Source organism: Parasedimentitalea nitratireducens (assembly GCF_057444295.1).
Genome location: NZ_JBYAXC010000004.1, coordinates 136,593 through 153,122 on the forward strand (window position 1 = coordinate 136,593; position 16,530 = coordinate 153,122).

Below are 16,530 nucleotides of genomic sequence, written 5' to 3' on the forward strand. Positions count from 1 at the left end.
CTATCGGATGTGAAATTTGGCTGTACATGTGGCGGCGGCAGCGATGATCATCGGTAGCAGACCCAGCAGAAGGAAGAATGGTGTGACACAGAGCGATTTGAGCAAGGACACATTGGACCCTCTAAACTGGGACGATTTCAGGGCTGAGGCACGGCAGATGCTGGAGGCCTCGATAGATCAGTTGCAACAGGTGGCTGAGCGCCCCTGGCAAGAGGTGCCGGAGGATGTGAAGGCGGGCTATGCGGTGCAAGCAGAGGGCAGCGATGCCGGGGCTTTGGTTGAGCGGATCACCAAGGAGGTGCTGCCCTATCACGGAGGCAATATTCACCCGCGGTTCTGGGGCTGGGTGCAGGGCACGGGGCTGGCATCGGATCTGATTGCGGGCATGGCGGGGGCAGTGATCAACGCCAACACTGGCGGGCGTGATCATGGGGCCAATTACATGGAACGCGCGGTGATTGACTGGACGCGCCAAAAGATGGGGATGCCCGAGGGCAGCAGTGGGGTGCTGGTGGCCGGGACCTCACAGGCGACAGTGATAGCCTTTCAGGCGGCGCGGGTGCGGGTGCTGCCTGATGTGCGCAAGTCCGGGCAAGGGACGGCGCGGTTAACGGCTTATGCTGGCGAAGGTATTCACAATGCCAGCCGCAAGGCTTTGGAGCTGATGGGGGTCGGGTTTGAGAACCTGCGGCTGGTGCCTTTGGTTGACGGCCAAATGGATCTGGCGGCACTGCGGCAGCAAATCGTGCTCGACCGGGCTGCGGGAGCAAAGCCGTTTTTATTGGTGGGCATGGCTGGCTCGGTTGATCTGGGCACCTATGATGACCTGAACGGGTTGGCGGATGTGGCGGCGGATGAGGATCTGTGGCTGCATGTGGACGGGGCATTTGGCGCCTGGACGCGGATTGCCGAGGCACCTTGGCGAGGCCTGAGCGATGGCATTGGCCGGGCTGACAGTATTGCGCTGGATTTCCACAAGTGGATGTATGTGGGCTATGACTGCGGGCTGGTGCTGATCGCGGATGAAGCCGCGCACCGGGCAGCCTTTGCGGCGCGGCCCAGCTATCTGGAGGCGGCTGAAAGTGGGCTGGCCGGCGGCGATCCTTGGTTCTGTGACTATGGCATCGACTTATCGCGGGGCAATCGGGCGCTGAAAGTTTGGACCGCGTTGGAGATGTATGGCGAGGCGGCGCTGGGGGCAGCGATCTCTGATAACTGCCGCTTGGCGGCGCTGATGGCCCGGGAGGTGAAGGCACAGCCTAAGATGCGGCTGGTTGCGCCGGTGGTGTCCAATGTTTGTGTCTTTACAGCCCGAGAGGATTTATCGAGCGAGGCGCAGTCGGTGTTGAATTCGGAGATCGCGCAACGGCTGCAGGCAAGCGGCGAGGCGGTGTTGTCCACCACGCGGGTGAATGGAGTGGTGGTGCTGCGGGCTGCGATTACCAATCATCGCAGCCGCGACAGCGATGTGAAGGCGGCAATTGAGGCGGTGATGCGCTTGGCCACAGAACTTGGCGGTTGAACGCGCTACATCTGGGGGCTTTGCCCCCAGACCCCCAGGAAATTTTTAGCCAGATGAAGCAGGCGGGGCCAATTCGCCGCCTCGCACATAGGCGCGTTGGTAGGCGGGGCGGGCTTGGATGGCAGACACAAAACGGGTGAGGGCTGGATATTTTTGTGCGCCACCCAGGCCGATGGCAATTTCGGCTGGGAAGCTGAGCAGGATGTCGACGGCAGAAAGTTGATCCAGCACAAAATGTCCCGACGGGCGCAGTTGGTCGTTCATGTAAGAGAAATGGGCGTCGAGCTGTTGCTGGATGCGGGGGTGTAGTGGTGCACCAGCTTCGCCGAGACTGCCGACATAAAGGTTCAGCAGTATGGGCGCCATCGCCGATCCTTCGGCAAAATGCATCAGCTGGGTGTGGTGGATGAACTCGGGCATTGGACGCAGCGGGATCATCTGCGGCGCAAATCGGGTGCAGATCAGTTCAACAATAGCACCGGATTCAGCGATGGTATGGCCGTCCATTTCGACAACTGGGGATTTGCCCAGAGGATGGATTTTGCGTAGCTCGGGCGGTGCCAGATGGGTGCGGGGATCGCGTTCGTAGTGGATCACCTGATAATCCAGTTCCAACTCTTCGAATAGCCACAGGATCCGGTGGGAGCGGGATCGGTTGAGGTGGTGGACAGTGATCATGCGACGTGGTCCTGCGTTGCTGACCAGTCTACGATAATATGGGCGATCTCGGCGGGATATTCGTGGCAGAGCCAGTGGGAGGCTTTGGGGAGATTTGCACGGGTCAGGTTTGGCGCAAGATGTTCCAGATCATGCGTGGCCTCGGGCAACAAAGCGGTGTCCTGTTCGCCCCAGATCAGAAGATGGGGCTGCAGCACCATGAAGTTCTCAATAGGTAGGTCTGGAACATCAATGGGTTGACCGGGACGGGCCACCTGTATTTGCGAGGCGCGGTACCAGTTGAGCATGGCGGTCAGGCGACCGGGGCGAGACCATTCAGATTTGTAAGCGGCCTGTGTATCGGTGTCGAACCAGGTGGTCGCCGGTTTTTCTGAGAACATTGAGATCAATTTCCCAAAGTCATTCTCGGCCAGTTTTGCGTCGCTGCTGGGCTGGCGCAGCCAGTTGATATATTGCGAGGCGGCAGACTGAGCGCCCCCCGCTGCAAGCGCGCGTTGGAAGGGGATCGGATGAACGCCGTTGGCGATGACCAACCGCTTGACCAGGTTGGGATGTGAGATCGCCAGACCATAGGCAATAGCCGCGCCCCAGTCATGACCCAGAACTGTAACGGGGTGATCCAGCTGCTGGATCAGTGCGGCCATATCGCCAATAAGGGTGGTGGATGAATAGTGCTCAACCCCGTCCGGGCACCAGCTTTGGCCATAGCCGCGTTGGTCGGGGGCAATGCAGTGAAAATGGTGGGACAGATGCGTTGCCAGATCCTCCCATGCACCGCTGTATTCGGGGAAGCCATGTAGCATCAGCAATGGTGGCAGCGCGCGGTCGCCCCAGCGTCTGAGATAGAACGGCTGCCCTTGTAAGGAAACAAACTCATCTGTCATGGGTTGCCCGCTAAGATGTCGGACAGCAAAGCGTGCAGTGGGAGTAGCTGGGCAAAGGCGTTGTTGACGGTAGTCAGGGGCTGCGCCCACTGGGGGGCTGGCAGGTCAGTCCAAACTGACAGGGACTTGCGTCGCAGCAGCGGGGCTTGTGGGTTGTCCTTGGCATATGGGGAGGGGACGCGTTTTAGCTCGGGCTCTTCTGGGGTGAACGACTCTTGGCCCAATTTATCCAGGACAGTAGCTGCCGTTTGACCCTCACTGCCGCTGACGGCGTCGCGCCACTGTAACAGCTGGTTTTTGTCAAACCCCATAAGACCGCCGCCAACCCGGCAGTAGGTCGGAGAGATGCCAAGAAAGAACCCGGTTTTAACCTCTGCCTCGAGCTGCCAAAGCATATGCAGGTGGGTGTGATAGGGTGTTTTGTCCTTGGAGAACCGCACATCGCGGTGGGGGCGGAACAGTTTTGTAGTGACCCGTTGGCCAGAGGATTTTGTCAGATCTGCTGCGACCTGATCCAAAAACAGTTGCGCCGGAGACTTGAGCTGAGCGTCGTAGCGCGTTTTGTGGTCGGTAAACCAGTCACGCGTGTTGTTGGCAGCCAGCTCTGCAAGAAAGGCGCGGGCTTCAGGGATAAGCTCAGCAAAGGGATCGGTCATCAATGGCTCCAACGGGTAATATGTGCAGCCTAGCACAGGTTGGTCTCAGCCCAAGAGGGATAGTTTGTCTTGCCCCGGATGATAGCTCTGCTAAGGCTTGGTTATGAATAGTAAGTCCCCCTCATATTCGCCGATGACCCATTCCGGTCATGTCCGTGCCATTGCCACCCTAGGCCTGCCGTTGATTGGAGGTCACGTGGCGCAATTTGCCATTGGGTTGACCGATACAGCCATGCTGGGCTGGTACGGTGTTGATGCGCTTGCAGCGGTGACGATTGCCTCGACTTATTTCTTTGTATTGTTCCTGTTTGGCGCGGGCTTTGGTTTTGCGGTGATGCCGATGGTGGCAGCCGCTGCTGGCGCGGGCGAGGATCGCCAGATTCGACGCTGTACCCGCATGGGGCTGTGGCTGTCACTGGCCTATGGCGTGATTGCCCTGCCAGCCTTGGTCTATGCCCGCCCCATTTTGGATTTACTGGGGCAGGAGCCCAAGATTGCTGAGATGGCAGCAAGTTACCTGCAGGTGGCAGGTTGGGGTATTTTCCCTGCGCTGTTGGTGATGGTGTTGAAATCCTATTTGGCGGCATTGGAACGGACACAGATTGTGTTGTGGGTGACGTTGGGTGCAGCAGTGATGAATGCGCTGGTCAATTATGTGCTGATCTTTGGCAACTGGGGCGCGCCAGAGCTGGGTGTGCGGGGGGCGGCGATTGCCTCGTTCAGCACTCAGGTAGTGTCGTTTGTGGCGATCATCATCTATGCGCTGAAAGTTCTGCCCGAGCACGAGATCCTGAAAAACTTTTGGCGTCCTGACTGGGAGATGCTGCGCGAAGTGTTCCGGCTTGGCATTCCCATTGGATTGACCACCTTAAGCGAGGTGAGCCTGTTTGCCGCCTCGGCGACGATGATGGGTTGGCTGGGAGCTGTGGCACTGGCGGCCCATGGTATTGCCGTGTCGCTTGCGGGGTTGACGTTCATGGTACATTTGGGGTTGAGCAATGCCGCAACGATCCGGGCAGGCAACGCCTATGGACGTGGTGACCGGGATCATATGGCGCGTGGCGGTAAGGTAGTGACAGTGTTGTCGCTGGTGATGTCGGTGGTTGCCACGATATTGTTTGTGACCATGCCCGAGACTTTGATGTCACTGTTTATGGCGGGCGATGAACCGCAGAAACCCGAAATCCTGGCGGTTGGGGTTGTGCTGATGGCCATGGCGGCGCTGTTCCAACTGGTGGACGGGGTGCAGGCCATCGCGCTGGGCCTGTTGCGCGGCGTGCAGGATACCACGATGCCTATGATCATTGGCATGTTCAGCTATTGGGTAGTTGGGATCTCATCGTCATATGTTCTAGGGTTCGTGCTCGGCTATGGTGGCGTTGGAGTCTGGGCTGGGTTGGTCTTGGGATTGGGGTTCGCCGCGGTGCTGCTGACGTGGAGATTCTGGTTTGGGGTGATCAACAAGGTGGGCACTAAACCTTAACTGCATTCTAGAGCAATGGCGCCAGCAGGTTGGTGGCGTCACTCTGTCCCGCCAAAATCTGTGTTGAAACAAGTTGTGATGGCATGCCGAGTAGGTCGCCAAAATCCTGACTGTAGAGCAGGGGCTGCTTCAACGCTTTGCACTGGCCCTCGATCCGGGCGGCGGTGTTGACGGCTTGACCCATCACGGTGAAGTCAATCCGGGTTTGAGAGCCAATGTTGCCGTATAAAACCTGGCCAAAATGCAGGCCGATGCCAAAATCGACCTCGAGCGGTGGTTTGATTTGATTGGCCTGATAGAATGCATCCTGTGCGGCTGTCAGGGCACTGTGGCAGACGGATGTTGCCTGGGCACTGTCTTCAACGGCGAATACCGCCAGAACACCATCGCCGAGCAGTTTCAGAATCTCGCCGCCCTGTTCGGTGACGCTTTGGTCGATGACCTCGTAGTATCGGTTGGCCAGTCGTAGAGCCTCGGTTGCGCCATGGCGGGCGTTAATGCCGGTCCAGTCGCGGATGTCACTGACCAGAATGGCGGCCTCGATCATCTCGATGTCACCTCGTGTGATTTGCCCGTCCAACACCCGGCGGCCTGTGCGTTTGCCTAAATAGGCCTCGGTCACGGCACCGGCGATCGTGCGCAGGCTGATCACTTCGGCGATGGGGGCCAGCACGGCTGCAATTTTGGTGAAGCCGTCGATATCCTGGTTGGAAAACCCTGAAGGATGTTTGGAGACAAAGACCAGAATAAGGGCGCGGCCATCGGAAAATTCGGCAGGCAGGCCAAAGTAGTCAGTGGCACCACGTTCTTTCAATTCGTGCAGGACACCGTGGTCCTCAGAACCGAGTAGGGTGATCAGGGATTTGCGATAGGAGCGCCGGTTTTGCGAGATATAGGCCATCGGGCTGCCAACATAAGCAGCGCTGCGTTCCAGCCCATGCGGCGAAGAAATGGTTTCAGCCAGGCCGCTGTCGCGCTCCCAGATCGAAGAGATAGCTGTGGTCAAAGGATGCAGAGTGCGCATGGAGAGACGCAACCGCCAGAGGGGCGCACCGGCGTTATGAAGCTGCTCACCCAGCTGCTGAACCACGGTATCCAAATCCCGCAACATACGGCCCTTGGACAAAAGCCATTGAATGATTTGGTCGGGTTGCCAAGTTCGGAATGCAGAGGAGACAGATGTGGTCATTCTGCAAGGCTAGCTCAGGTTGTGGTTGATTTCAAAGGCTACGCGTGGGCGCTGTTATTGCTGTATGGATTGCATCCAGACGATCAGGTCTCCCACGGGACGGTTGGTTAGCATGGGTTGGCCTGTGGGCAGTTTCATTGCCACCACGTCATCCTCGAACAACCAGCCAAACACCGGCATGTCGCTTCCGTGGCTCACCAGCGGGTCGCGGCCATCAATGCGCGAGGCGACCCGTTCCAGCGGAAACTCACCGCCATGGCGCTGGGACAGTGTGGTGAGGTCAGCGGGGGGAACCAACAGAACCGGGGCCATGGGGCCGCTTCCTTTGGCGTCTTGTCCGTGGCAGCCAGCACAGAAATGTTGGAACAGATTTGCGCCTGTTTCGGCATCTTGGGCCGAGCAGACGGACGCAGAAATGGACAGCAAAGTTGCAAAAACCAGACGCATGGAAAATCTCCGAACCAACTAGAACACACGTAAAGACTAACAGGGAGGAGATAGTGCGTCCTTGATGCAAGTCAGGGTTTTAAGCCGGTTCCTTGGTTAGGTTCCGTCAGCCTGTTGATTTGCCAAGCGGTTCTGAGGAATTGATCTTGAAAGTGAGGGGGAGTAGGCGCGCAACTACCGCTAGCCGTTGCCCTTCATCAGCCGATCCGCTTTTTTGCGCACTAGCACCGTGCGTAGATCGTGCATGGCCAGCAGCAGGTCATCGGTGACCATCTCCAGCTGTTCCGGGCTGGCCTTGGACTGGACCCAGTGGGCGGTGGTGTTGAGGTAGTCCACGGCGCGGTGGATGTCGTCGATGTCGCGTGCGGCTAGCAGGGCCATGCGGTCGGCCATCCAGGTCTTGATCTCGGTTAGATCTTGATCCGATAGGGTGCGGCCGCCGTGGGGTTTGATCTCGCCGTTGCGAATGTTCACAACGGCAATCTGATCCATTTCGATGCGGCGCTGACGGTTTTCGGTGTCGACGCGGTACACAAAGGCCCCGTTGTCGCGCACGCGAAAATAGTAATCGGGTAATTCAGCGCTCATGTGTTCTGTGTGCCTTCCATGACTCGCCATAGGCTACCATCTGGATCCACAAGCGCAAACATGCGTGGTGCATCTCCACCCAGCTCAAACGGTGTGGTCATGCGCGGGACATTACCCTGTTCGCTGGGCAGGTTGAGGGCCGTCCATTCACCATGCAGGATATCAATGTCCGGAAGGCGCATGCTGGCTGAGAAATAGCTTTCCTCTGGGTTCAGATCGGGATGGGGAAAGAACTCGATTATCATGCTGTCACGTGACAGGATCATCCAGCCATCACCGCGGTAAACCGTGGCAAAGCCAAGATCGTGGTAGAACGTCTCGGTCTTGTCGAAATCTCGGCTCGGCAGGTTGGCCGTGATCTTTCCCTGTTCCGTCATACTTATGTCAACTCCGCACAGAAGCGCTGGATGCGCGTGCAGGCTTCGGTCAAAGCCTCGTCCGAGGTAGCGTAGCTGACCCGGAAGTTTGGCGAAAGACCAAAGGCTGCGCCAAAGACTACAGCCACATCTGCCTCGTCCAGCAGGGCGTTGGCAAAGGCCTCGTCATTTTCGATCACGGTGCCTTTGGGGGTGGTTTTGCCGATCAGCCCAGCGATCGAGGGGTAAACGTAAAAGGCGCCTTCGGGTGTTGGGACTGTCATGCCGTCGATTTTGGACAGCATCTTGATCACCAGATCACGGCGGCGCACGAACTTTTCGTTATTCGGGGGCAGGAACTCTTGGGTGCCGTTCAGCGCCTCGACCGCAGCCCATTGGCTGATGGTGCAGGGGTTCGAGGTCGACTGAGACTGAACTTTGCGCATGGCGGCGATCAGTTCCACCGGGCCAGCGGCGTAACCGATGCGCCAACCGGTCATGGCATAGGCTTTGGAGACGCCATTACAGGTCAGGGTGCGCTCATACAGGCCAGGCTCGATCTGGGCTGGTGTGCAGAACTCAAAGCCGTCATAGGCCAAGTGTTCATACATGTCGTCGCTCATCACCCAGACATGGGGGTGGCGCATCAGCACATCGGTCAGCGCCTTAAGCTCGTCCCGGCTGTAGCCCGCGCCAGTTGGGTTTGAGGGCGAGTTGAAGATGAACCACTTGGTGTTTGGCGTGATTGCGGCCTCTAGCTGTTCGGCGGTCAGTTTGAAGTTGTTTTCCAGCGTGGCCTCAACCGCAACCGGGGTACCACCAGCCAGTAGCACCATATCGGGATAGCTGACCCAATAGGGGGCGGGGATGATCACCTCGTCACTTTCGTTCAGGGTGGCCATCAGGGCGTTGTACAAGGTTTGCTTGCCGCCGGTGCCAACCGAGATTTGGGCTGGGGTATAGTCCAACCCGTTGTCGCGGCTCATCTTGGCGCAGATGGCTTTCTTGAGCTCGGGGATACCATCGGGGGCGGTGTATTTCGTTTTGCCCGCTGCGATGGCTGCAACTGCCGCGTCCTTGATATTCTGAGGGGTGTCAAAGTCAGGCTCGCCCGCGCTGAGACCAATCACATTGCGACCGGCGGCTTTCAGCTCAGCTGCTTTGGCGGTCATAGCAATGGTTGGTGATGGTTTGACGCGAGAAAGGGTTTTGGACAAGAACGGCATTGGGGCCTCGATTTGAATGTTGCGCCGGACTGTCATAGGGTGCGGCCAATGGTCGATCAAGCGTTTACGGTCGCCCTGGCACAGGAGATCAGACATGAGCGATATGGACTATGATTGGTACGGCCCCGATGCCGCAACCTTTGGCGATCGGGTGGCCGGGGCACGTGAGGTTGCCGGGATGACGCAGGCACATCTGGCACGCCGGTTGGGGATCAAAAAGGCCACGTTGTTGGGCTGGGAACAGGATCTGTCTGAGCCGCGCGCCAACAAACTATCGATGTTGTCCGGAGTGCTGAATGTCTCGATGACCTGGTTGATTACCGGCGAAGGTGAAGGCATGAGCCAGCCCGTGGACGACCTTATGGTTTCCGGAGACTTTACCGAGATCCTGAGCGAGTTGCGGGAAGTCCGCGCCGAGATGAAGGCCAATATGGATCGCACGGCACGATTGGAAAAGAAACTGCGGCTGGTGCTGGAACGCGGAGTAGAGGTGTGAGCGAGACCTATGAACACCGTCTGAAACGGATGCAGATGCGTTCGATGCGACGGGGAATCAAAGAGATGGATATCATCCTGTCAGCCTATGCTCAGACCAATCTTGCTAGCATGGATTCGGCCCAGTTGGACCTCTATGATCAGTTGCTGGAAGAGAATGATCAGGACCTGTATCAATGGGTCACTGGGCAGGCAATGGCGCCAGAGCCCTTAAAAATATTGGTGAACGAGATATCGCAAACTTTTCAAAAATAACACTAAAACGACTTAACTGATTCTTCGGAAATTTTCGTCAAACTCTGTCTCAGTTATTCGAGTCGGAGAAACGAATGAGTATGGAAATGCCAATTGGCCAGCAGGACCAAAAAGGGTTCATGACTGGTTATCTCGAAGCACTGGCGCTGGTCGAACGCCTGCACCGGTTGCTGTTGGATGTAATCAAGGACGAGTTCGAGCGTGTCGGCGTGTTGGAAATCAACGCTGTTCAGGCGCTGTTGCTGTTCAACATCGGTGACAACGAAGTAACTGCGGGCGAATTGAAAAGCCGCGGCTACTATCAGGGTAGCAACGTCAGCTACAATCTGAAGAAGCTTGTTGAGATGGGCTTTATGCACCATCAGCGCTGTGAGATTGACCGCCGTTCGGTGCGTGTCCGTCTGACCCAGAGCGGCCGTGAAGTGCGTGACATCGTAACCTCGCTGTTCTCGCGTCATGCGGAAGGCCTGGAAGGCAAGGGTGTGATCGGTCTGGACGGGATCGAAGATATCACCAACTCGCTGAAGCGTGTTGAGCGTTACTGGAGCGATCAGATTCGCTACATTTACTAAACACTCCGTTGGGGGCCGTAGTTCCCATTGGAGTAACCGATGCTTTAAGCAACCGGTGACTAAAACAAAGCGGGCTTTACTGGCCCGGGCCAAGCACCACAGGCTTGCCTCTCAGAACGAGACGGACACGCAGGTGGATACGGTTGCAGAAGTAACCGAGACATGGCTTAACAGTTCCCAGATATTCAGGTGGTGGTGCATCTCTTTGACTGCTCAAAGAGACGCACCACACTGACTTCTGGTGTTGGAACCTTACCAGTGACCAGAGTTTTCCATGCTTGCCCAAGGTTCTGCCGGGGCAAGGCGTTCGCCGTTTTGTAGTAGCTCTATCGAAATATTGTCGGGCGAGCGGACAAAGGCCATGTGACCGTCGCGGGGCGGGCGATTGATCTTCACGCCATTGGCCTGAAGATGCGCACAGGTCGCATAAATATCATCAACTCCGTAAGCCAAGTGGCCAAAATGACGGCCGTCGCTGGGCAGTCCTTCGTCCCCATCCCAGTTATAGGTCAGCTCGATCGGGCATTCCTCTTGTCCTGGCGCAGCCATGAAGATCAGTGAAAAACGGCCCCCCTCGCTGTCGTGGCGGCGGGTTTCTTTGAGCCCGAGCAGTTCAAAGAACGCAATGGATTTTTCCAGGTCTTTGACGCGAATCATAGTGTGCAGATAGGTGAGTGGCATTACGGTCTCCATTTGGTTTTTGCGCGAGCTTACTGCAGCGGGTGAAACACGCCAGAGGCAATGCAGGCCCTGGGCGAATTTTGACGCAATGTGAGATTGGCGAGATGTGACAGCTTGTAGCTTGGCGGCGGCGAGTGCAGACGTTATGACCAAGGCAAGGAATGCATGCTGGAGGGCCGCACCGTGAAGCAATACCATGATGCCTTGAGACAAATTTTGGACGAGGGCGAGCCGTCGGGTGATCGCACCGGCACCGGAACACTGTCTAGTTTTGGTATGCAAACACGGTATTCACTGGCGGATGGGTTTCCATTGATCACGACCAAGAAACTGCATCTGAAATCGATCATCCATGAACTGTTGTGGTTCCTGTCGGGCGATACCAATATCGGCTATCTCAAGGATAATGGGGTGCGGATCTGGGACGAATGGGCGGATGAAAACGGTGATCTGGGGCCGGTCTATGGCTACCAGTGGCGCCAATTCCCCAAGCTAGAGCTGGTTGAGGGCACCACTGGGGATGAGCCGCTGTATCGCGCTGGCAGCGTAGATCAGATTTCGGAACTGGTTGAAAATATTCGCAAGTCTCCGGATAGCCGTCGGCTGATTGTGACCGCATGGAACCCAGCGGATGTGCCGGATATGGCGCTGCCGCCGTGTCACAGCCTGTGGCAGGTGCGGGTGCTGAACGGCAAGATGCACCTGCAACTGTATCAGCGCTCGGCCGATATGTTCCTGGGCGTGCCGTTCAACATCGCGTCCTATTCACTGCTGCTGCTGATGTTGGCGCATGTCACTGGCCACGAGGCCGGGGATTTTGTGCATACTCTGGGCGACGCCCATATTTATAGCAACCATTTGGATCAGGTGCAGTTGCAATTGTCTCGCACCCCAAAACCTTTGCCAAAGGTGCAGATCAAACGGCAGGTCAGCTCGATCTTTGATTTCAAATTCGATGATTTTGAGGTTCTGGACTACGATCCAGACCCTATCATTCGCGCACCAGTGGCGGTTTAAACTATGATTACATTGATTGTTGGCCGAGACCGGAACGGAGCTATTGGCAAGGGAAACACTATTCCCTGGCATGCGCCCGAGGATTTGAAGGCGTTTCAGCGCGAAACTTTGGGTGGGGCGCTGATCATGGGGCGCAATACTTGGGACAGCCTACCGGTAAAGCCGTTGAAAAACCGTTTGAATTTGGTGGTGTCGTCGAACCCTAAAGCGGCGGATATCGTTTGCCCGTCGCTAGACGCCGCGATCAATGAAGCAAAAGCGCAGGGCTACCAGAGGATCTATGGGATTGGCGGTTTTGGCATCTACCGCGATATGTTGAAAGTGGCGGATCGTTTGCTGATCACTGAGATTGATCTGGCTGTCGAAGACGCCGATACGTTCTTCCCAGAGTTTGACGAGACGGATTGGAAAATCGTCAACAGGACAGAGCTAAGGTCTGAAGCGCCTGCATGTGTGATGGTTGAACATCTTCGCCGTGTAGACTGAAAAATCAGAGTAATACAGTCGCCCGAGCATAGGTTGTACTGCGCCCGGAGCGGATCTAGGCGCAGTAGAGTTTATTACAGGGAGGTTAGTTCGCCCGCCATTTGGCGTCCGTCTCGTCCTTCTTGGAGCTCGTAGCCGACTTTTTGATTGTCGCTCAGCCCAGTCATTCCTGATCGTTCTACAGCCGAGATGTGTACAAACACGTCTTTGCCGCCCTCATCGGGCTCAATGAACCCAAAGCCTTTAGTTGTATTAAACCACTTCACGGTACCGCTTGGCATGCCCCGTGTCTCCTTCTACCTTGCACTTCACTTTGAGTAATTTCAAAGTGGTCTCAATTCGCAAGCTGCCTGAGAATTGTTTCGCGCCTAAGCAACCAAACCCGTTTTCGGGCAACCATTGAACCGACACCAACTTTTGCATGGCTGCAAAAAAAATCAAGTAAAACAAGCGACTCAACTAAAAATTGTGCTTCTAGATGTATCTAAAAGGAAAAAGTGTTGAAATTATATGGCCTGAAAAACTGTGACACCTGCCGTAAGGCTTTGAAGTTGATTGATAAAGCTGAACTGGTGGATGTTCGGGGCGATGGCGTGCCCAAAGCCGTGTTAGAGCAAGCACTGGGGCAATTTGGCGACAGTTTGCTAAATACACGCTCTACAACTTGGCGAAATCTACCAGAGGGAGAACGATCAACGCCGCCGTTGGAGTTATTACAAGCTCATCCGGCGCTGATGAAGCGCCCATTGATCGAGTGTGACGGTGAGCTGTACCTGGGCTGGACAAAAGAGACCCAAGCTGCCCTTGGCGTTTGCTGATTGCTTCCTTATCTGGAGTAGGGACTTACACGGAGACGTCTGATGCGGAATGCAGCCTTGGTGCTGGGGATTATCGCCGGCTTGTTTGGCATGATTGTTGGCTTTTTTGGATATGGCTATTCAACTGCGGTCGAGCAGTTTGGTGAGATCGAGGGGATTGCCGAGCAGGTCCAGAACGTGAACCAGCTGCGGGTTCTAGCTGTGCTGTCACCAATGCTGGCCATCGCGGGCGGGGCAATGGCGAACGCGCGCGCCTTGTGGGGCGGTATCTTACTGCTTGGGTCCGCGGCCGGGATGTATGTGGGCTTTGGCTTTAACGTCTTTACGCTGTTTCCAATCTGCTTTGCCGGGCTGGCAGGCGTGCTGGCGATTGCGGCTGGTAAACCGGACGAGCCCAAAGCGCATTTCTAGGAATGCTGGGAACCAACCGGCGGCTTTCTGGCATACGCAAAACTTGGCAGCTGATTTGGCTGCCTTGTTTGATGAACCGAAACCCTTCGCAGTACTCAATGGCATACCCTCACTTGCGTGGTTGGCACCTGAAGACACATAAAAAAGGGCGCCAGAAGGCGCCCTGATACTTAATACAGCACAGTTTATTAGTCCACCGTCGCACCGATGCCACGTCGTATAATGGCATCTAATGAAATGGCTCCGGCGCCTTTGAAGACCAGGACCACAAGCAGGAAGCTCCACATTAGGCGCTGGTCGACAAGGCCGATGCTGGTGTCGAACAGACTGCCAAGTTTGACCCCATGGCCCATGACATCGACAATAGTTTGAACCCAGATAAAACCGATGGTGCCAAGGGCGGCCAGACGGGTGAACAGGCCCAGGATGATCAAAGCGGGGAGAACATATTCGGCTAGGGTTCCGGCAAAGATCACCAAACGTTGAAGGATGTTGAGCTGGGTAACATCATACAGAACCGCTTCGGCTGCCTTGGGAAAGATTTGTCCAAAGGCGCCTGCTGAGGGGGAAAAGATTGATCCGTCAATCTTTAGCCCGGCCGAATTCCAGTAGTAGAACAGCAAAACCGCGGCAAAGACCAATCTGGCCAGGGTGGGGACCAGCAAGCCTGACATCCTGTCGAGCCTGCCAGCGATTGAATTGTATGTGTAGATAAGCGCATGCATCGCCTTATCCTTTCGAACTTAGATTGCTAATGGCACCGCCTTGCAGCAGCAGTGAAAGGGTCGCCCCAAGGTCAAACTCGGGTGTTGTTGCCAGCGTGGTCTCATGGGCTTGGCCGATGGTTTTGCCCTGCATCTGGGCTGATATCCAGTCAGCGCCTCCGGGTGGCAGCGGATGTGGGGTGGGGTCGAACTCAGGTCGGGTGATCAATACGTCCTGTGCCACGGCTTGGGGTTTTGGAGCACCTTCTTGTGTGTTGAACCGCCAGATGTCGAAGATTGGCCAGGGGGATGGGATCAGCTGAACAGAAGGGACCAGTTTAACCTGTGTCTGCATCAGGGCTTCAGGAGCGATTTGCGCCAGCTTGTCCGGGGTAATCGGCGCGGCATCTGCCGCGTGGTAAGAACGGCGCAGGGCGAGCTCTAGCCGGGCGACATCGGGTAGGTAGCCTAGGTGGCTGAGCTGCTCCATATCGGCCAGAAACGCGGGGAAATGTTCGCCGTAGAACATCATCAGTGGCGAGGATGGCGGATGGGCGCTCAGGTAGAGGCCGGATAGTCCGTCCATGTTCTCTTTGCCCAGCAGCTTGGCAATCACCGGAAAGGCGCTGTGCATGGCCTCAGTCAGCGAGACCGAGATGTTGTTGCGGTAGACGTCGAACCGGCGACCAGCTGGGCGGCTGTGGCCATCAAACAGGCCATCGGGCACGGGTTGCGCAGCGTCCATCATGGCGCGGGTGAATGTGGTCTGGCTCATGCGGGGATCTTTTGCAGGGCTGTATCAGCGCGGGTGGCCTCAGCTGCTAGAATTGGCCATTCGGGGACATCGTTGTCCCATTCGATCAGCACAGGCTTGGGGCCTGACCGATCCAGCGTATGGTCCAGCAGCGCCCAGACCGGATCGGCTACCTCGCGCCCATGGCTATCGATCAGTAGCGGCGCGCCGTGGTCATCGTGATCATGGTCGTGGCCGCCAAGGTGGATTTCACCCACCTGATCCAGCGGGAAGGCATCGATATAGCCTTGCGGCGAAAAGTCGAGATTGGTGGCCGAGACAAAGACATTGTTGACGTCCAGCAACAACCCACAGCCGGTGCGGCGGGTGATTTCGGCTAGAAACTCAGGCTCGGACCAGGTGCTTTCTCCAAAAGCCAGATAGCTGGACGGGTTTTCCAGCAGGATGCGGCGGCGGATGGTTTCTTGCAATTGGTCGATGTGATCGCACACCCGGGTCAAGGTTGCGTCGGTATAGGGCAGGGGCAGCAGGTCATTGTAGAAATGACTGTCGTGGGTCGACCAGGCTAAATGTTCGGAGAAACTGGCTGGGTTCAGCCAATCAACCAGGTGTTTGAGCCGGGCCAGATGATCAGGGTCCAGTACAGCTTCACCACCGATACTAAGGCCGACGCCATGAACCGAAATTGGAAACTGCTCGGACAGACGGCGCAGTTGCGCCAGGGGTCGTCCACCATCCCCCATGTAATTCTCGGCATGGATTTCCAGCCAGCCGATCACACCGGGATCTTGGATGATCTGCGCAAAATGCTGCGGCTTATAACCCACACCTGCCGCAGCGGGGAGTTCGCTCTGGGAGAGGGGGCTGTCCAGCATGTCGGCTTTCGTGTGGTCTGTGGCTGAGTGGGCGTGGCAGAGGTTGCGGGGAAAAAAACTCATCCCCCGCAGAAAACAGTTTAGGCTGGCAGATCGCGATCCAGAGCTTCCAGAGAGCCTTTGCGATCGGTGCCGTCTGCCATTTTTGGCAGATCCATGCCTTCGCAGGTGCCCGCATCGACCAATGTCCACGCGTTGCCTTGGTAATCGGTGACAGAGGTGCCGGCGCAGGTGGTGCCGGGGCCTGCGGCACAGTCGTTTTGACCGGCTAGCGAGACGCCATAGCATTTCTCTTTGGACTGAGCGGCAACTGGTGTTGTGGCAGCAGCAGAAACAGCGGCGGCAACGGCGCTTGCGACGACCAGAGATTTAGCAGTATTCGACATTGGGAAGTCCTTTGTGTTGTTCATTCGGGTCGGTTTGATGTGACAAG

23 protein-coding genes are annotated in these 16,530 nt (G+C 56.6%); 9 read left to right on the forward strand and 14 right to left on the reverse strand.

All coding sequences use genetic code 11. The annotated features are described in order from the left end of the window. The first annotated feature begins 82 nt into the window (after window positions 1-82). Window positions 83-1,522 carry a pyridoxal phosphate-dependent decarboxylase family protein gene (locus AC2T28_RS14285; RefSeq protein ID WP_486748804.1) on the forward strand — a complete coding sequence of 480 codons (1,440 nt, stop codon included), beginning with the start codon at window positions 83-85 and terminating at the stop codon, window positions 1,520-1,522. 45 nt (window positions 1,523-1,567) lie between these two features. Here the strand turns inward: AC2T28_RS14285 and AC2T28_RS14290 are convergent, their stop codons facing one another. Genes AC2T28_RS14290 through AC2T28_RS14300 form a run of 3 tightly spaced genes read right to left on the reverse strand, consistent with a single transcriptional unit; the run spans window position 1,568 to window position 3,740 of the window. Next, window positions 1,568-2,200 carry a glutathione S-transferase family protein gene (locus tag AC2T28_RS14290; protein ID WP_486748803.1) on the reverse strand — a complete coding sequence of 211 codons (633 nt, stop codon included), beginning with the start codon at window positions 2,198-2,200 and terminating at the stop codon, window positions 1,568-1,570. Then, window positions 2,197-3,084: an alpha/beta fold hydrolase gene (locus AC2T28_RS14295; protein WP_486748802.1), complete on the reverse strand. Its 888-nt coding sequence runs from the start codon at window positions 3,082-3,084 to the stop codon at window positions 2,197-2,199. The genes AC2T28_RS14290 and AC2T28_RS14295 overlap by 4 nt, the downstream gene beginning before the upstream one ends. After that, window positions 3,081-3,740, reverse strand: coding sequence for a TIGR02453 family protein (locus tag AC2T28_RS14300; RefSeq protein ID WP_486748801.1), 660 nt, complete (start codon window positions 3,738-3,740; stop codon window positions 3,081-3,083). Before AC2T28_RS14300 ends, AC2T28_RS14295 begins: the two co-directional genes overlap by 4 nt. 103 nt (window positions 3,741-3,843) lie before the next feature. On the opposite strand from AC2T28_RS14300, the gene AC2T28_RS14305 reads away from it, so the two are divergent. Continuing rightward, the gene (locus AC2T28_RS14305; RefSeq protein ID WP_486748800.1) at window positions 3,844-5,223 is read left to right on the forward strand and encodes an MATE family efflux transporter; all 1,380 of its coding nucleotides are present in this window, start codon (window positions 3,844-3,846) and stop codon (window positions 5,221-5,223) included. Between the two features lie 7 nt (window positions 5,224-5,230). On the opposite strand, the gene AC2T28_RS14310 is transcribed toward AC2T28_RS14305, so the two are convergent. From AC2T28_RS14310 to AC2T28_RS14330, 5 genes are all read right to left on the reverse strand, one after another. After that, window positions 5,231-6,412 (reverse strand): adenylate/guanylate cyclase domain-containing protein, encoded by a 1,182-nt coding sequence (locus tag AC2T28_RS14310; RefSeq protein WP_486748799.1) that lies wholly within the window; start codon window positions 6,410-6,412, stop codon window positions 5,231-5,233. A 54-nt stretch (window positions 6,413-6,466) separates the two neighbouring features. Continuing rightward, entirely contained in the window at window positions 6,467-6,859 is a 393-nt protein-coding gene (locus AC2T28_RS14315) for a c-type cytochrome (protein WP_486748798.1), read from the reverse strand. Between the two features lie 180 nt (window positions 6,860-7,039). Then, window positions 7,040-7,447: a hypothetical protein gene (locus AC2T28_RS14320; RefSeq protein WP_486748797.1), complete on the reverse strand. Its 408-nt coding sequence runs from the start codon at window positions 7,445-7,447 to the stop codon at window positions 7,040-7,042. Then, window positions 7,444-7,824, reverse strand: a complete 381-nt coding sequence (locus AC2T28_RS14325; RefSeq protein ID WP_486748796.1) for a VOC family protein — start codon at window positions 7,822-7,824, stop codon at window positions 7,444-7,446. Before AC2T28_RS14325 ends, AC2T28_RS14320 begins: the two co-directional genes overlap by 4 nt. A gap of 2 nt (window positions 7,825-7,826) precedes the next feature. Further along, a complete protein-coding gene (locus tag AC2T28_RS14330; protein WP_486748968.1) occupies window positions 7,827-9,029 on the reverse strand; it encodes a pyridoxal phosphate-dependent aminotransferase in 1,203 nt (400 codons plus the stop codon). Window positions 9,030-9,123: 94 nt separating this feature from the next. Between AC2T28_RS14330 and AC2T28_RS14335 the strand changes: the two genes are divergently transcribed. From AC2T28_RS14335 to AC2T28_RS14345, 3 genes are all read left to right on the forward strand, one after another. Beyond that, window positions 9,124-9,525 (forward strand): helix-turn-helix domain-containing protein, encoded by a 402-nt coding sequence (locus AC2T28_RS14335; protein WP_486748795.1) that lies wholly within the window; start codon window positions 9,124-9,126, stop codon window positions 9,523-9,525. Beyond that, the gene (locus AC2T28_RS14340; RefSeq protein ID WP_486748794.1) at window positions 9,522-9,779 is read left to right on the forward strand and encodes a succinate dehydrogenase assembly factor 2; all 258 of its coding nucleotides are present in this window, start codon (window positions 9,522-9,524) and stop codon (window positions 9,777-9,779) included. The genes AC2T28_RS14335 and AC2T28_RS14340 overlap by 4 nt, the downstream gene beginning before the upstream one ends. Before the next feature lie 74 nt (window positions 9,780-9,853). Continuing rightward, entirely contained in the window at window positions 9,854-10,351 is a 498-nt protein-coding gene (locus AC2T28_RS14345; RefSeq protein WP_486748793.1) for a MarR family winged helix-turn-helix transcriptional regulator, read from the forward strand. A gap of 252 nt (window positions 10,352-10,603) precedes the next feature. On the opposite strand, the gene AC2T28_RS14350 is transcribed toward AC2T28_RS14345, so the two are convergent. Continuing rightward, window positions 10,604-11,032: a VOC family protein gene (locus AC2T28_RS14350; RefSeq protein WP_486748792.1), complete on the reverse strand. Its 429-nt coding sequence runs from the start codon at window positions 11,030-11,032 to the stop codon at window positions 10,604-10,606. Between the two features lie 183 nt (window positions 11,033-11,215). Here AC2T28_RS14350 and AC2T28_RS14355 point away from each other — a divergent pair, with 183 nt between their 5' ends. Then, window positions 11,216-12,049 carry a thymidylate synthase gene (locus AC2T28_RS14355; protein WP_486748967.1) on the forward strand — a complete coding sequence of 278 codons (834 nt, stop codon included), beginning with the start codon at window positions 11,216-11,218 and terminating at the stop codon, window positions 12,047-12,049. A gap of 3 nt (window positions 12,050-12,052) precedes the next feature. Beyond that, window positions 12,053-12,535, forward strand: coding sequence for a dihydrofolate reductase (locus AC2T28_RS14360; protein ID WP_486748791.1), 483 nt, complete (start codon window positions 12,053-12,055; stop codon window positions 12,533-12,535). A 74-nt stretch (window positions 12,536-12,609) separates the two neighbouring features. On the opposite strand, the gene AC2T28_RS14365 is transcribed toward AC2T28_RS14360, so the two are convergent. Continuing rightward, entirely contained in the window at window positions 12,610-12,816 is a 207-nt protein-coding gene (locus tag AC2T28_RS14365) for a cold-shock protein (protein WP_486748790.1), read from the reverse strand. A gap of 219 nt (window positions 12,817-13,035) precedes the next feature. Here AC2T28_RS14365 and AC2T28_RS14370 point away from each other — a divergent pair, with 219 nt between their 5' ends. Further along, window positions 13,036-13,353: an ArsC/Spx/MgsR family protein gene (locus AC2T28_RS14370; RefSeq protein ID WP_486748789.1), complete on the forward strand. Its 318-nt coding sequence runs from the start codon at window positions 13,036-13,038 to the stop codon at window positions 13,351-13,353. A gap of 42 nt (window positions 13,354-13,395) precedes the next feature. Next, entirely contained in the window at window positions 13,396-13,764 is a 369-nt protein-coding gene (locus tag AC2T28_RS14375; RefSeq protein ID WP_486748788.1) for a hypothetical protein, read from the forward strand. Window positions 13,765-13,952: 188 nt separating this feature from the next. On the opposite strand, the gene AC2T28_RS14380 is transcribed toward AC2T28_RS14375, so the two are convergent. From AC2T28_RS14380 to AC2T28_RS14395, 4 genes are all read right to left on the reverse strand, one after another. Continuing rightward, window positions 13,953-14,489, reverse strand: coding sequence for a DoxX family protein (locus AC2T28_RS14380; protein WP_486748787.1), 537 nt, complete (start codon window positions 14,487-14,489; stop codon window positions 13,953-13,955). A gap of 4 nt (window positions 14,490-14,493) precedes the next feature. Then, window positions 14,494-15,243: an HvfC/BufC family peptide modification chaperone gene (locus tag AC2T28_RS14385; protein ID WP_486748786.1), complete on the reverse strand. Its 750-nt coding sequence runs from the start codon at window positions 15,241-15,243 to the stop codon at window positions 14,494-14,496. Next, complete coding sequence (bufB, locus tag AC2T28_RS14390; RefSeq protein ID WP_486748966.1) at window positions 15,240-16,097, reverse strand: MNIO family bufferin maturase; 858 nt, start codon at window positions 16,095-16,097, stop codon at window positions 15,240-15,242. Before bufB ends, AC2T28_RS14385 begins: the two co-directional genes overlap by 4 nt. 80 nt (window positions 16,098-16,177) lie before the next feature. Then, window positions 16,178-16,483, reverse strand: a complete 306-nt coding sequence (locus AC2T28_RS14395) for a BufA1 family periplasmic bufferin-type metallophore (RefSeq protein ID WP_486748785.1) — start codon at window positions 16,481-16,483, stop codon at window positions 16,178-16,180. Window positions 16,484-16,530 lie beyond the last annotated feature (47 nt).